The organism is Xanthomonas sp. NCPPB 1062 (assembly GCF_041481705.2).
GTDB classification, from domain to species: domain Bacteria; phylum Pseudomonadota; class Gammaproteobacteria; order Xanthomonadales; family Xanthomonadaceae; genus Xanthomonas; species Xanthomonas euvesicatoria.
This window is the reverse complement of the sequence record NZ_CM192987.1, coordinates 1,838,510-1,852,193: the sequence shown is the minus strand read 5'-3', so window position 1 is coordinate 1,852,193 and position 13,684 is coordinate 1,838,510. Positions and strand designations below refer to the sequence as shown.

At 65.1% G+C, this 13,684-nt stretch carries 13 protein-coding genes and 1 tRNA gene; 7 read left to right on the top strand and 7 right to left on the bottom strand.

Annotation, left to right across the window (positions count from 1 at the left end):
• Nucleotides 1-213: 213 nt before the first annotated feature.
• Together ACCQ16_RS08140 and ACCQ16_RS08135 are read right to left on the bottom strand one after the other, a co-directional pair.
• Nucleotides 214-303: transfer RNA gene (locus tag ACCQ16_RS08140), tRNA-Ser, on the bottom strand.
• Nucleotides 304-671: 368 nt separating this feature from the next.
• Nucleotides 672-1,688 (bottom strand): LysR family transcriptional regulator, encoded by a 1,017-nt coding sequence (locus ACCQ16_RS08135; RefSeq protein WP_136733801.1) that lies wholly within the window; start codon nucleotides 1,686-1,688, stop codon nucleotides 672-674.
• Nucleotides 1,689-1,788: 100 nt separating this feature from the next.
• Between ACCQ16_RS08135 and ACCQ16_RS08130 the strand changes: the two genes are divergently transcribed.
• The gene (locus ACCQ16_RS08130; protein ID WP_011347050.1) at nucleotides 1,789-2,373 is read left to right on the top strand and encodes an FMN-dependent NADH-azoreductase; all 585 of its coding nucleotides are present in this window, start codon (nucleotides 1,789-1,791) and stop codon (nucleotides 2,371-2,373) included.
• Nucleotides 2,374-2,694: 321 nt separating this feature from the next.
• Here ACCQ16_RS08130 and serS read toward each other — a convergent pair whose 3' ends face one another.
• Nucleotides 2,695-3,975: a serine--tRNA ligase gene (serS, locus tag ACCQ16_RS08125; protein ID WP_209261498.1), complete on the bottom strand. Its 1,281-nt coding sequence runs from the start codon at nucleotides 3,973-3,975 to the stop codon at nucleotides 2,695-2,697.
• 111 nt (nucleotides 3,976-4,086) lie between these two features.
• On the opposite strand from serS, the gene ACCQ16_RS08120 reads away from it, so the two are divergent.
• Complete coding sequence (locus ACCQ16_RS08120) at nucleotides 4,087-4,758, top strand: energy transducer TonB (protein WP_372380250.1); 672 nt, start codon at nucleotides 4,087-4,089, stop codon at nucleotides 4,756-4,758.
• Between the two features lie 358 nt (nucleotides 4,759-5,116).
• Nucleotides 5,117-5,584 (top strand): energy transducer TonB, encoded by a 468-nt coding sequence (locus ACCQ16_RS08115; protein WP_122273563.1) that lies wholly within the window; start codon nucleotides 5,117-5,119, stop codon nucleotides 5,582-5,584.
• Between the two features lie 138 nt (nucleotides 5,585-5,722).
• On the opposite strand, the gene aroA is transcribed toward ACCQ16_RS08115, so the two are convergent.
• From aroA to serC, 3 genes are all read right to left on the bottom strand, one after another.
• A complete protein-coding gene (gene aroA, locus ACCQ16_RS08110; protein WP_011347048.1) occupies nucleotides 5,723-7,045 on the bottom strand; it encodes a 3-phosphoshikimate 1-carboxyvinyltransferase in 1,323 nt (440 codons plus the stop codon).
• A 123-nt stretch (nucleotides 7,046-7,168) separates the two neighbouring features.
• A complete protein-coding gene (gene pheA, locus ACCQ16_RS08105) occupies nucleotides 7,169-8,377 on the bottom strand; it encodes a prephenate dehydratase (protein ID WP_011347047.1) in 1,209 nt (402 codons plus the stop codon).
• 84 nt (nucleotides 8,378-8,461) lie between these two features.
• On the bottom strand, nucleotides 8,462-9,547 hold the full coding sequence (gene serC, locus ACCQ16_RS08100) for a 3-phosphoserine/phosphohydroxythreonine transaminase (protein WP_011347046.1): 1,086 nt from the start codon (nucleotides 9,545-9,547) through the stop codon (nucleotides 8,462-8,464).
• 176 nt (nucleotides 9,548-9,723) lie between these two features.
• Here serC and msrP point away from each other — a divergent pair, with 176 nt between their 5' ends.
• Nucleotides 9,724-10,692 carry a protein-methionine-sulfoxide reductase catalytic subunit MsrP gene (msrP, locus tag ACCQ16_RS08095; protein WP_008576241.1) on the top strand — a complete coding sequence of 323 codons (969 nt, stop codon included), beginning with the start codon at nucleotides 9,724-9,726 and terminating at the stop codon, nucleotides 10,690-10,692.
• Between the two features lie 125 nt (nucleotides 10,693-10,817).
• Nucleotides 10,818-11,474: a protein-methionine-sulfoxide reductase heme-binding subunit MsrQ gene (gene msrQ / locus ACCQ16_RS08090; RefSeq protein ID WP_008576242.1), complete on the top strand. Its 657-nt coding sequence runs from the start codon at nucleotides 10,818-10,820 to the stop codon at nucleotides 11,472-11,474.
• On the opposite strand, the gene ACCQ16_RS08085 is transcribed toward msrQ, so the two are convergent.
• On the bottom strand, nucleotides 11,416-12,225 hold the full coding sequence (locus tag ACCQ16_RS08085) for an FHA domain-containing protein (RefSeq protein ID WP_014089873.1): 810 nt from the start codon (nucleotides 12,223-12,225) through the stop codon (nucleotides 11,416-11,418). The two genes, msrQ and ACCQ16_RS08085, sit on opposite strands and share 59 nt — an antisense overlap.
• Before the next feature lie 235 nt (nucleotides 12,226-12,460).
• On the opposite strand from ACCQ16_RS08085, the gene ACCQ16_RS08080 reads away from it, so the two are divergent.
• Nucleotides 12,461-12,736: a polyhydroxyalkanoic acid system family protein gene (locus tag ACCQ16_RS08080; protein ID WP_008576246.1), complete on the top strand. Its 276-nt coding sequence runs from the start codon at nucleotides 12,461-12,463 to the stop codon at nucleotides 12,734-12,736.
• Between the two features lie 162 nt (nucleotides 12,737-12,898).
• Complete coding sequence (locus ACCQ16_RS08075) at nucleotides 12,899-13,459, top strand: phasin family protein (protein WP_029819164.1); 561 nt, start codon at nucleotides 12,899-12,901, stop codon at nucleotides 13,457-13,459.
• The last annotated feature ends 225 nt before the right edge of the window (nucleotides 13,460-13,684 follow it).

Sequence of the window (13,684 nt, the reverse complement as noted above, 5' to 3'; positions counted from 1 at the left end):
GAGTGCTCGGCATAGACACTCATCTGCGCATTTGGAGCGACATGCTGTGTCGTATTCACTGAGCAAAGCGCCGCTTATGGCCAAGCCGAGCATCGGAGGATCAGATTCCACGTGTCGAGCACAGGCCCGGCATGCGAGTGATTCCTCCGCATTCCTCCTGCCTTCCAACCAAAAAAAGATTCTTAAACTAAAAATCAATGCCTTGGAAGTAACTGGCGGAGAGAGTGGGATTCGAACCCACGGAAGGTTTGACCCTTCGCCGGTTTTCAAGACCGGTGCCTTAAACCGCTCGGCCATCTCTCCGATGCTGCTGCACGTGACCGCCGAAGGCGCCGGATGTCACGCGGGCAACCCGCCTTGCGCGGGTGGCCCTGTCTGTGGCCGCACGAACATCTGTGCGGCCGTTCTCCCAGGATCGCTCCCGGGCGCGCATTCTCGCATGCCCGGGCGCGTTTTGCTCAATGACACCAACGCCGTCAGCTGGCGCAGCGTGCCGCTCCCTTGATGGTACTCGGCCACTACCCCGCATGGTCGGCGAAGATGCCTGAGCACACAGGCAACCTGCCGAACATCTGCAGCGCACTGGCTGCGCAGCAGCTAGCGAACTGCCAACGTACGTGCCGGCCAGCCTCGACCGCCAACCCAGCCTTGGCCAGCTTTGTCACGGACGCTCAGCCCGCCTCGGCCACCACCAGGCGCGGCGCCGTGCCTGCGGCACGCTTGAGCTTTTCAGCCAACTCAGCGCAATTGCCGCCGCAATCCAGGCGCGAGCGTTCGATTTCCTGCGGCAGGTGTTCGGCCAGGAAGTCGATGAACACCCGCACCGCCGGCAGCAGGCCGCGACGCGAGGCGAACACGGCATGGCAGATGCCCTGCGGCAGCGACCAGTGCGGCAGCACCACTTCCAGCTCGCCGCTGCGCACCGCTTCGGCGCACACGGTTTCCGGCAGCATGGTGATGCCGAAGCCGTCGCGCGCCATCGATTGCAGCAGCGGGAAGTCGAAGCCGGCCAGGCGTGGCTGCAGATCGACGCGGCGCATTTCGCCGTTCGGGCCGTGCAGCTCCCAGCGCTGATGCGCTTCGTCTTCGCTGGTGCTCATGGTGGTGTGGTTGGCCAGCTCGCTGGGGTCCTTGGGGCGACCGGCGCGATCCAGGTATTTGGGGCTGGCAACCAGCAGTTCCTGCACCTGTCCGAAGCTGCGCATCACCAGGCTGCCGTCGTCGTCCAGGCGCGAGCGCACGCGCAGCGCAATGTCGTAGCCCTCGTTGATGACATCGACGCGGCGATTGCTGATATTGAGCTGCAGCCGCACCTTGGGATACTTGGCCAAAAATTCCGGCAACAACTTGGGCAACTGGATCTGCGCGAGCGAAACAGGAACGCTCACACGTACAAGACCGCGCGGCTCGGCGCTGAGACGATCCACCACCTCGCGCGCGGCCTGGGCTTCGGCAAGCATGGTTTGCGCGTGCCGGTGCACGCTGGTGCCGACGTCGGTCACCGCGAAACGGCGTGTGGAGCGCTGCAACAGGCGCACACCCAGGTCGGTCTCGAGCTGGCTGATGCGCCGGCTCAGGCGCGATTTGGGGATGCCAAGCGCACGCTCGGCAGCGGCAAAGCCGCCGTGATCCACCACCATCGCAAAGTAATACAGGTCATTCAGGTCGTGCATGGCGCAGGCATCCATGGATAGAACGATACGTGATATTTAACCACCTTTATTCCAACAGAGCAACGACCTAGGCTGCACACCTCCGCGGCGCTGCCGCTTGCCACAGGTCATCGTCATGAAACTGCTTCACCTCGATTCCAGCGCGCTGGGCGCCAACTCCGTCACGCGCGTGCTCAGCGCCGCCGTCGTGGAGCAGCAGCGCCGGCGCCATCCCGAGGTGGACGTGTCGTATCGCGACCTCGACCGCGACCCGATTCCGCATCTGACCGCGCAGACGCTGGCGCAGACCGATCCGGCAGAGGCCGCGGCCGCCGAAGCGGTGATGCAGCAGTTCCTGCAGGCCGATGTCATCGTGATTGGCGCACCGATGTACAACTTCGCCATCCCCTCCACGCTCAAGGCCTGGATCGATCGCATTGCAGTTGCCGGGCGCACCTTCCAGTACACCGCCAATGGTCCGGAAGGCCTGGCCGGCGGCAAGCGCGTCATCATCGCCAGCGCGCGTGGTGGCCTGTATGCCGATCCGACGAACGATTTTCAGGAGCCGTATCTGCGCCAGGTGTTGGGCTTCCTGGGCATCGACGACATCAGCTTCGTGCGCGCAGAGGGCGTGGCGTATTCGCCGCAGCATCGCGCCGATGCGCTGGCCTCGGCGCTGGCCGGGCTGGGTGAGGAAGAAGAGGCTGCTGTGAGCGCGTAAGCCTGCGGCGTGACGGGTTGACGCGTTGAAAGGTCGTCATGACTGCGAGTTGCCATAGCGAAAAACGGGACCACCGCTGGTCCCGTTTTCTTGTGTCGATTTCCAATAGCAAAGAAGCTCGCGCTCAAACGCCCTCGCACCATGTGCGCCAGACATCGCAGACTCCATTCGACACTCGCATGTGTGGAAGCTGCCAAGCGTAGCGAGCACGCGTCTGACAAGTGTCGATCTAACCGGGCAACCGCAGCGCACGAAGCGATATGCGCACCGAACGCCGCCCGCGCCGCGTCGTGATGAGCGCCGTCCTCCTGTTACCTGCACTCAGCCGATCCGCTCGAGCCCGCCCATGTACGGACGCAGCACCTGCGGCACATCGATCGAGCCATCGGCGTTCTGGTAATTTTCCATCACCGCGATCATCGCGCGGCCCACGGCAGTGCCGGATCCGTTGAGCGTGTGCAGCAACTCCGGCTTGCCGCTGACCGGGTTGCGCCAGCGCGCCTGCATGCGCCGCGCCTGGAAATCGCCGCAATTGGAACAGGACGAAATTTCGCGATAGGTGTTCTGCGAAGGCAGCCATACCTCAAGATCGTAGGTCTTGATCGCGGAAAACCCCATGTCGCCGGTGCACAGCAGCACCTTGCGATACGGCAGGCCGAGTTGTTCCAGCACCACTTCGGCGCAGCGCGTCATGCGCTGATGCTCGGCATCACTGTCTTCCGGCGCGCAGGCGGTCACCAGCTCCACCTTTTCGAATTGGTGCTGGCGGATCATGCCGCGCGTATCGCGGCCACCACTGCCGGCTTCGGCGCGGAAACACATCGAATGCGCGGTCATGCGCAGTGGCAGACGCTCGGCGTCGATGATCTCATCGCGCACGATATTGGTCAGCGGCACTTCGGAGGTGGGGATCAGGTAACGGCGCGACTCGCCCACTTCGGTCTGGAACAAATCGTCTTCGAATTTCGGCAGCTGACCGGTGCCGCGCATCGAATCGGCATTGACCAGCAGCGGCACGTTGGTTTCTTCGTAACCGTGCTCGCCCACATGCAGGTCCAGCATGAATTGCGCCAAGGCACGGTGCAGACGCGCGACCGGACCACGCAGCACGGTGAACCGCGCGCCCGACAATTTGGCTGCCGTTTCGCCATCCAGCCAGCCGTGGGGCGCGCCGAGTTCCACATGGTCCTTGACGGCGAAATCGAATTGACGCGGCGTGCCCCAACGCGATTGCTCCACGTTCTCGCTTTCGTCCTTGCCAAGCGGCACATCCTCGGCCGGCAGGTTGGGCAGGCCAAGCGCGATACCCTCGAGCTTGGCGCGAATCGCATCCAGCGCCTCTTCGGACGCCTTGAGTTCATCGCCGAACCCGGCCACTTCGGCCATCAGCGCGGCCACATCTTCGCCCTTGGCCTTGGCCTGCCCGATCGCCTTGGATTTGGAATTGCGCTGACTCTGCAGTTCCTGCGTGCGCACCTGGATACGCTTGCGCTCGCTCTCCAGCGACTCCAGTTCCGCAGTGTCCAGGGCGAAACTGCGCGTGCTGCGCAGGCGCTCGGCAAGGTCGGCGGGGTGTTGGCGAAGCAGGGCCGGATCTAGCATCGGAATAGGTGCGTCAGTGGAATAGCGCGAGATTATCGCCTGTTCCGGCACCTGCTGCGATCGATTCACTACGGCTATGCCAGAATTGCGACGATTCTTCAGGTGAGCCCTATGCCCGCGCCCCGTCCTGCGTCCGATCGCCACATCGTTCTGCGTCTGCCCCGCCACACGCTGAAAATCGCCGGCATCGCCTTCGCTGCCGGCCTGCTGTTGTTCTTGTTGGTCTGGGCCACCGGCCGCAAGGACGACTTCTACAAGGCCTCGCCAGCGCAGCCGACCACAGGCACGCAGACCGACGACACCATTGCGCCGCTGCCGGCACCGTTGCCGGCCCAGGACGGCGCAAGCGACATGCCGCAGGCCAAACCGCCGGCCGAAACCCCCACCCTGGTGGACACCGCGCCCCCCGCCCCGCCCGCGCCGACGCCGCTGCCGGAAAATGCGGCACCCGGCGCGCCAGGTGCCGCTGGCAGCGCCGCGCCGGTCAACGCACCGGTCGCCGGCGGCGATCGCCCGGTACCGATCCAGGGCCAAATGCCGCCGCCACGCTATCCGTCGGCTGCGCTGCGTCGCGGCGATGCTGGCGATGTGGTGGTGCGGGTCGACGTGGATGCCGCCGGCAATCCCGGTGGCGTGACCCTGGTGCAGCGCAGCGCCTCGCGCGACCTGGACCGTGCGGCCATGGAAGCGGTGCGGCACTGGCGCTTCCACCCGGCGCAGCGCAATGGCCAGCCGGTGGCCGGCAGCATGGACATCCCGTTCGAGTTCAAGCCTGCGCAGTAAGTACAGCTAACCCTTCGCGCGTGTTGCTTGTCACTGCCTTGCCGGCGTCCGGGTGCGAGGTGGCAGGCCTTGGCTGACGCCACGCAGCCACAAACAGCATGCAGTTTTAACCGGGCCGCAATGTCAGCTTGACTAAGCTGAACTTTCAGCAAGCTCGAGCGCTTCATTCGCCGTCCGCCTTAGCTGCCCCTCAGGTAGCGCCAACCAGACTGGTCTCGTCATCCTCAGATGCGCCAGGAGGTCGGCCATGTCCGTCACTTCAAATCCTTCATCCGCTCACCCGTCGTCGCTGCCGCAGCACGGCAGGCGCTCGATGGAGCGGCAGCAGAATGCAGCGAGCGACGGCGCTTCGCCCTGGATGTGGGCAACGCTGGTGGCGTTGCTCATCGTGGTACCCAGCTGGTGGTGGGCACGCCACAGCGACGAGTCACTGGCGACCGATACGCGGCCGCTGCCGGCAGCGAGTCGGCAGATCCTGCCGACGACCGATGGCCCGCGTGCGATGACGATGGTGGCGCACCAGCCTGCTCGCCCAGCGGTCAGCAGCGTGGAAGCCAAGCCGCTGCCGGGCAATGCCATGCCGAGCTACCCGGCCGCCGTGGCGCGTGCCGGCATCCAGGGCAGCCGCACCGCACGTTTGCAGCTGGATGTGCAGGGCCGGGTGAGCGATGTCACCATCGTCGACCGGAGCGGAAGTGACGACCCGCGGCTGGATGCAGCGGTGATGGAGAGCTTGCGTCGGTGGCGCTTCGAGCCCGCCACGCGCGACGGCCATGCGGTGGTGAGCAGCGTGCAGGTGCCGGTGGAGTTCACCGCGCAGCGTTGAGGATTTGCTCAGCGCTGCGGCGCTTGACGGACGGCAACGCTCGCGATGTCGCGGCGCGTCGTCCGGCTCCTGACTCGCAAACAGGCATGGTCTTTCCGGACCCGGCGAGATCCAGGCCATCCGGCAACGTAAAACGCGTCACCGACGCCCGGCGGTTTCCAGCCCGAATCCGGCGCCCTGCGCCAGCGTGTCGAACCCCGGGAACGAGGTCGCCACATTCGCCACATCGTTTACCTGCACCTGACCGGTGGACAGCTGGCCGGCGATGGCGAACGCCATGGCAATGCGATGGTCGCCGTGACTTTCGATCACGCCGCTGCCGATGCTGCCCCCGTGGATGGTGGCGCCATCCGGTGTTTCGTCGACCTGCACGCCAAGCGTGCGCAGGCCGGTGGCCATCGCCGCCAGGCGATCGGACTCCTTGACCCGCAGTTCGGCGGCGCCGGTCACCACGGTCTGCCCGCTTGCGGCAGCCGCGGCCACGAACAAGGCCGGGAACTCGTCGATCATGTCCGGCACCAGCGCTTCTGGGATCTGCGCACCGCGCAATGGCGCGTAACGCACGCGCAGATCGGCGACTGGCTCGCCGCCGTGTTCAGCGTGGTTTTCTTCGCTAATCTCCGCGCCCATCAGGCGCAACGCGGCCAGCAGCCCGGTGCGGCGTGGATTCAATCCGACCGCGCGCAGCACCACCTCCGAGCCGGGAACGATGCTGGCAGCGACGATGAAGAACGCAGCCGACGAAAAATCCGCAGGTACCGCGATATCGGTCGCGCGCAGACGCTGCCCACCGCGCAGACGGGCCTTACCAGGCGAAAAATCGATCTCCACGCCGAATGCCGACAGCATGCGCTCGGTGTAGTCGCGGGTGGGATGCGGCTCGGTCACCGAGGTCTCGCCCTGCGCATAGAGACCGGCCAGCAGCACCGCTGACTTGACCTGCGCGCTGGCAACCGGCGAGACGAAATCGATGCCGTGCAGTGCCTGCCCACCGTGCACGTGCAGTGGCGGCGTGCCATCGTCCTGCGTTTCGATCCGCGCGCCCATCTGCGCCAGCGGGCCGGTCACGCGCCGCATCGGCCGCTTGGATAACGACTCGTCTCCCACCAGCACGCTGTCGAAGCGCTGCGCCGCCAACAGGCCGGCCAGCAGACGCATCCCGGTGCCGGCATTGCCGCAATCCAGCGCCTCGGTCGGCGGCTGCAGACCATCCACACCCACACCGTGCACGATGCGCTGCGACGCCGACGGCGTTTCGATGCGCACGCCCAGCTTGGCGAAAATGGCAGCGGTAGAACGCGTGTCTTCGCCTTCGAGAAACCCATCGATCTGCGAAACGCCGTCGGCGAGCGCGGCGAACATGACCGCGCGGTGCGAAACCGATTTATCGCCAGGAATGGCCAGGCTGCCCTGCAGTGCGGTGCCGCGACGGGCAATCCAGTGGTGCGTGCTGCTGCTCATGCATGTGATCCGATGGCTGCGGCATCGCCAATGCTGACGATGCGCTTTGAAGAAGGTTGTGGCGCTGCCGTCGATACAAGGTCGCGGCGCTCCGGCATGGATTGTCGTATCGAGCTTCGATGCTCAGGGAATGGCCACCGGATACGAACCCAGCACCTTGATCTGTGCCGAGTGCGCTTTCAGTTCGGCCAGCGCCTGCTTCATCGCATCGTCTTCGACATGACCGATCAGATCGATGAAGAAGCCGTATTCCCACTTGGCCTGATGCGAGGGCCGCGATTCGATGCGATTCATGCTGATGCCGTGGCGTGCGAACGGGCTCAGCACGTCGAACAACGCACCTGGCTTGTCGTGGATGAACACCAGCACCGACGTGCGGTCGTGCCCGGACGAAGGAAAGATCTGCCGCCCGATCACCAAAAAGCGCGTGGTGTTGTCGTCGTCGTCCTCGATCGACTTCATGATGACCTTCTTCAAGCCATACACGTGGGCTGCGCTTTCGCCGCCGATGGCCGCGGCATCTTCAGCATTGCGTGCGCGGCGTGCGCCTTCGGCGTTGCTGGACACCGCGATCTTTTCCACCTTGGGCAGATGCGAGCGCAACCAACCTGCAGTCTGCGCGAACGATTGCGAATGCGCGTAGATGCGTTCGATATCTTCCAGCCGGCCGTTGCGCGAAAGCAGGTACTGATGCACGCGCAGCTCGACTTCGCCGCAGATTTTCAGGTTGGAGGTCAGGAACATGTCCAGGGTGACCTGGATGGTGCCCTGCCCCGAATTTTCCACCGGCACCACGCCGAAATCGGCGTTGCCGGCTTCCACTTCCTGGAACACTTCTTCGATGGTCGCCATCGGCAACCCCACCGCCGAGCGGCCGAAATGCTTGAGTACCGCCTGCTGGCTGAAGGTGCCTTCCGGGCCGAGGTAACCGATCTTCAGCGGCTCCTGCTGGGCCAGGCACGCCGACATGATTTCGCGGTAGACGTGCACCAGCACTTCGTCGCTGAGCGGGCCTTCGTTGCGGTCCACCACCATGCGAAGCACCTGCGCCTCGCGCTCGGGGCGATAGTAATCCACCGCCGCCGCAAGCTTGCCCTTGGCCTTGCCGACCTGATGCGCGAAGTTGGCGCGCTCGGCAATCAGCGCCTGGATGTTGCGGTCGATCTCGTCGATCTTGGCACGCACATCGGCCAGCACCGGCGCGGCGGTCTTGATCGCGGCCTTTTCAGCCGGCGTGTTTGCAGGTTTGCTGTCTGAAGCACGCACCGATGTCTTGGTCGGCTTTTTCTTGCCGCCTGTGGCGGCCGTGGACTTGTCGGACTTGGGGGCCATCGCTGGGCATTCCTAAAAAATGGCGGCGCATGTGCGCTGTCAGCGCATGCGCCTGCGCGGCAGACGCCGCGGGTAGATGAAGACTCAGCCGTGACGCTGCTGGAAGTCGTGCATGAACGCGGCCAGCGCTTGCGCGCCGGCCACCGGCATCGCGTTGTACAGCGACGCCCGAATGCCACCGACTGCCTTGTGCCCCTTCAACGCGAGCAGCCCGGCTGCCTTGGATTCGCTGACGAACAGCGCATCCAGCTGCTCGTCCGGCAGAAAGAACGGGATGTTCATGCGCGAACGCACTGCCGGTTTGATCAGGTTGCGATAGAAGCCGCCAGAGCCATCGATGGCGCCATACACCAGCGCGGCCTTCTCGGCATTGCGGCGCGCGAACTCCTGCACTCCGCCCTGTTCCAGCATCCACTTGACGGTCAGCCCGAGCACGTACCAGTTCCAGGTCGGCGGCGTGTTGAGCATCGAATCGCGCGCGGCATGCGAGGCGTAATTGAAGATGTCCGCACGCGGTTGCCCGGCGCGCTCCAGCAGATCGCGCCGCACGATCACCACCGAAATGCCCACCGGGCCAAGATTCTTCTGTGCGCCGGCGTAGATCAGGCCGTAGCGCGAGATATCCAGCGGCTCGGAGGCGATCGACGAACTGAAGTCGGCAAACAACGGCAACGTGCCCACGTCCGGCGTGTCGCGAAATTCGACGCCATGGATGGTTTCGTTGGCGGTGATGTGCACGTAGGCCGAATGCGGCGACAAGGTCCAGCTGGCCGCCGGGGGAATGTCGACAAAGCCATCGGCCTGCGCGTCGGCGGCGATGCGCGCATCCACAGACGTGGCCGCCTGCTTGATCGCGGTCTTGCCCCAATGCCCGGTGATCACGTAGTCGGCCGCCTGGCCGGGCGCGGCAAAATTCAGCGGCAGCAGCGCCTGGATGGTGGTGGCGCCACCGGCGGTGAACAGCACCGCATAGTCGTCGGGAATCGACAACAAACTGCGCAGATCGGCTTCGGCGGCAGCCGCCACCGCCATGAAATCGGCGCTGCGGTGGCTGATTTCCACGATCGAGGCGCCGACGCCGTTCCACTCGACCATCTCTGCCTGCGCCTGCCGCAGGACCGATTCCGGCAATGTCGCAGGGCCGGCACTGAAATTGAACGCGCGTGTCATGGCACACCTTGGTCGAGCTAGCCTTCTAGTATGCCGCAGCGCATCGGGCTTGGCAGCGGACAAAAAAGTTGCAGCTGCATCCTTTTGACTGAGCCTGACGTAACGTAGACAGGTGCCCAGGCGAACTTTTGTCTTGGTTCGTTACTCTCACGCTGCAGCCACTGCCGGAGCCTGCCATGTCGTTTCGCGATGCTTTCAACTTGCCGTCCAGCGAGATCACCGATGAGGCCGTTTACCGCGACCGCCGCCGGCTGCTGCAGTTATTTGCGTTGACCCCCGCGCTGGGCGTGGCCGGATGTGCCGAAGCCGACCCGCCCCCGCCTCCCAAGACCGTGGTGACGCCGGCGCAGGCGCGCAGCGGATTTCGCACGGCCGAGGAACTGACCCGGCTGGAAGACGTCACCAGCTACAACAACTTCTACGAGTTCGGGACCGACAAGACCGATCCGTCCAAGGCGGCCAAGACCCTGAAGCTGTCGCCTTGGACGGTGAAGGTAGGCGGTGAATGCGAGAAGCCCGGCAGCCTGTCGCTGGATGAGCTGCTCAAGGGCATCGCGCCGGAAGAACGCATCTACCGGCTGCGCTGCGTGGAAGGCTGGTCGATGGTGATCCCGTGGACGGGCGTGCCGCTGGGCGAGGTACTCAAGCGCTTCGCGCCGACCTCCAAGGCCAAGTACGTGGCATTCACCACCCTGGCCGACCCGCAGCAGATGCCGGGCGTACGCTACCGCTCGATCAACTGGCCGTACCGCGAAGGCTTGCGCATCGACGAGGCGATGCATCCGCTGACCCTGCTGGCCACCGGCCTGTACGGCAAGCCGCTGCCGCAGCAGAACGGCGCGCCGTTGCGCCTGGTGGTGCCGTGGAAGTACGGCTTCAAGAGCATCAAATCGATCGTGGAAATCCGTTTCGTCGAAAAGATGCCCGAGACCGCCTGGCACGATCTGCAGCCGTCCGAATACGGCTTCTTTTCCAACGTCAATCCGGCAGTGGATCACCCGCGCTGGAGCCAGAAGACCGAACGCCGCATCGCCGGCACCGCCAGCAAGCTGTTTGCCGAGCGCATCGCCACAAAGCCCTTCAACGGATATGCCGATCAGGTCGCTTCGCTGTATGCAGGCATGGATCTGAAGAAGTGGTTCTAGGCAACACACAATCTGGCATCGACCCGGCGTAGGAGCGCACCCGGGCGCGACGGGCATGACCACCAAAGCCAGTCGCGCCCGGGTGCGCTCCTACGCTTTAGCATCGTTTCCTTCTTCGAGATCGCATGGCCAAGACATCCACTTCCGTGATCGCTGCCAAGACGCTGGTGCATGCCGCGGCGCTGGCGCCGATCGCCCTGCTCGGCTGGCAATTCTGGCAGGTGTGGCAAGGCGGCAGCGACGCGCTGGGCGCCGACCCGGTGGCCGAGATCGAACACCGCACCGGGCTGTGGGCGCTGCGTTTCTTGCTGATCACCCTGGCGATCACGCCGTTGCGCCAACTCACCGGGCAGGCCGTGGTGATCCGCTTCCGCCGCATGCTGGGCCTGTACGCGTTCTTCTACGCCAGCGTGCATCTGGCGGCCTACCTCACGCTGGACCTGCGCGGCTTCTGGACGCAGATTTTCGAGGAGATCCTCAAACGCCCGTACATCACGGTGGGGTTTGCGGCGTGGTTGTTGCTGATGCCGCTGGCGATCACCTCCACCCAGGGGTGGATGCGTCGGCTCAAGCGCAACTGGGGCCGCCTGCACACGCTGATCTACCCGATCGGCCTGCTGGCGGTGCTGCATTTCTGGTGGCTGGTGAAATCCGATATCCGCGAGCCGGCCCTGTACGCCGGCATTCTTGCGGTATTGCTGAGCTGGCGCGTCTGGAAAAAACTCAGCGCGCGCCGAACCATAGCAAGGCGCTCAACGCCGCCGCCAGCAACACCGCGCTGAGCAGCAACCAGGGCCAGCGGGCCACCTTCACCGGTGCGCGCGTCGGCTCTGCAACCGCACGCGGCGGCGGCGGGGGTTCGGTATCGGGCAGATCCCAGGTGGTGCCGTGGTGCGTCCGCGGCACCTCCACCACGAAACGGTGGCGCGCATCGAAGACGACCTGGTCGCCAGCCTGCAGCCAGCCGTCGCGCACCTGGACGCCATTGATCCAGCTCCCCTCTTCCGAACCCAGATCGCGGATCAGCACACGGTCGCCGTGTCGTTCCAGACGGGCGTGCTGCGCCGCAAATGCCGGGTCGTCGATGACGATATCGGCGGCAGCATCGCTGCCGACCAGACGCGCGCGATCCAGGGTGAAACTGCGACCATGATGGCGCCCGCCGATGCCGCGCAACAACAGGCAGACCTCGCCGAGGTTGGCCGTGTCGTCGTGGATATCGTTGGCCGGCGCACTGGACGGGGCACTGCGCAGCAGCATTTCCACGCCATCGGCATAGATCGCATCGCCCGCCCGTAGCAGCGCCATGCGACGCACCGGGCGCCCATTGACGTGGATACCGCGAATGCCGCTGGCTACCTGCAGCCACAGGCCGCGTTGGTCCAGGCAGAACTGCGCCAACAGCAACGCGCCCTGCGCATCGCCGACCACCCGCACGCTGCCGGAGGCATGACGGACGATCCGGTGGACGCCGGGCTTGAGGGAATGATCCGGCTGCTGCCGGTGGGTGAAATGAACTTGCAGGTCGCGCACCCGCCGCAGCCTAGCAGGTTTGCCCCCATGCGCGGCCATCGGTGGTGATCGGAGCCGTGCTGGATCGCTGGCGCGGGCGCGCCAGGATCGCGCTGCCGTCGGCTGAGCAGGCGGCAGCGCAGCTTGCAGACCTGTGTTTGCGACACGGACAGCAAGGCCACATACGGCCGCACTTGGAGCTGGGGCCTGGCATGCGCACAATGCGCCCTCACTTTTCGCATGACCCATCGCACCCATGTCCAGCATCGATATCCGCCACGACCATTCCTTGACGCCGGCCCAGGCCCGCGCGGCCATCGACGAGGCGGCGCGCAAGCTGACCGATCGCTACGGCGTCGCTTCGCATTGGGAAGGCGACACCTTGCGCATCGCACGTGCCGGCGTGGACGGAGCAATCGCGCTGTTGCCGCAACAAGTGCACGTCACCGCCGAACTCGGCTTTTTGCTGTCGGCGGTGCAGCCGATGGTGGAATCGGAAATCCGGCGCTTGCTGGCCGAAAAACTGGCCTGATCGCGCGATTGGCGCTGCGCTGCTTCAGCGTCAAGTCACCTGCTCGGGCGCTTGCGGGTAGATGCTTTCGGCACGCCTGATCGGGCAGTGCTTCACCTGCCCGATGCAGGGTCGGCACTAGGGTGAACGCAATGTCACGTTGGCAACCTACAGGAGCATCGCATGACGACCGGATACGATCAGAACGGTAACCGCGGTAACGCGGCCCAGGGCTTCCAGGCGCAGGCGGAACAGATTTCGCGCCGGCTTGGCGAATCGGCTCAGACCGTATGGCTTGCCGGCCTGGGCGCGCTCGGGCGCGTGCAGAACGAAGGCAGCAAATTGTTCGATTCGCTGGTGCGCGAGGGCGCCGCCTATGAGCGCACCGGCCAGCGCAGGGCGGCCGAGAGCGTCGACGAATTGCGCGAAGAGGTGGAAACCCAGTTCGAGCAGGCACGCGATACCGCGGTGCGCGGCTGGGACAAGCTGGGCAAGGCCTTCGACGAACGCGTGAAGGGCGTGCTGCGCACGCTCAACATTCCCGAGCAGGAAGAATTGGAAAACCTGCGGCGCGAGGTCGAATCGCTGAAGGCCCAGGTCCGCGCAAATACCGCGGCCACCAAGCGTGCCAACCGTACCGCCAACCAGGCGGCGCAGGCGGCCAGCGAGACGACCGCTGCCGGCGGCGCGGGTGCCGGGGCGGCATCGTCGTCCAGCAACCCCGGTGCGTTCGACCCGGAATGAGCGCAACAGTGAAAGCAGCCGCGCTGTCATGAGACGGCGCGGCTGTTGCCCGAGATGGTGAAGGGAGTCATCGCCGAGGTGCAGCTGCGCACCACGTTTTCTGCACGCCGGCCAAGCGCGGCGCCCCAGCCACCTCGAGCGGTTTCATCGGCTGGTGCTACCCGCGCCGATGCGTGCAACTTACCGTGGGTGGTGTATTGGCTAATCCGCAGCCGCGCGTTGGCG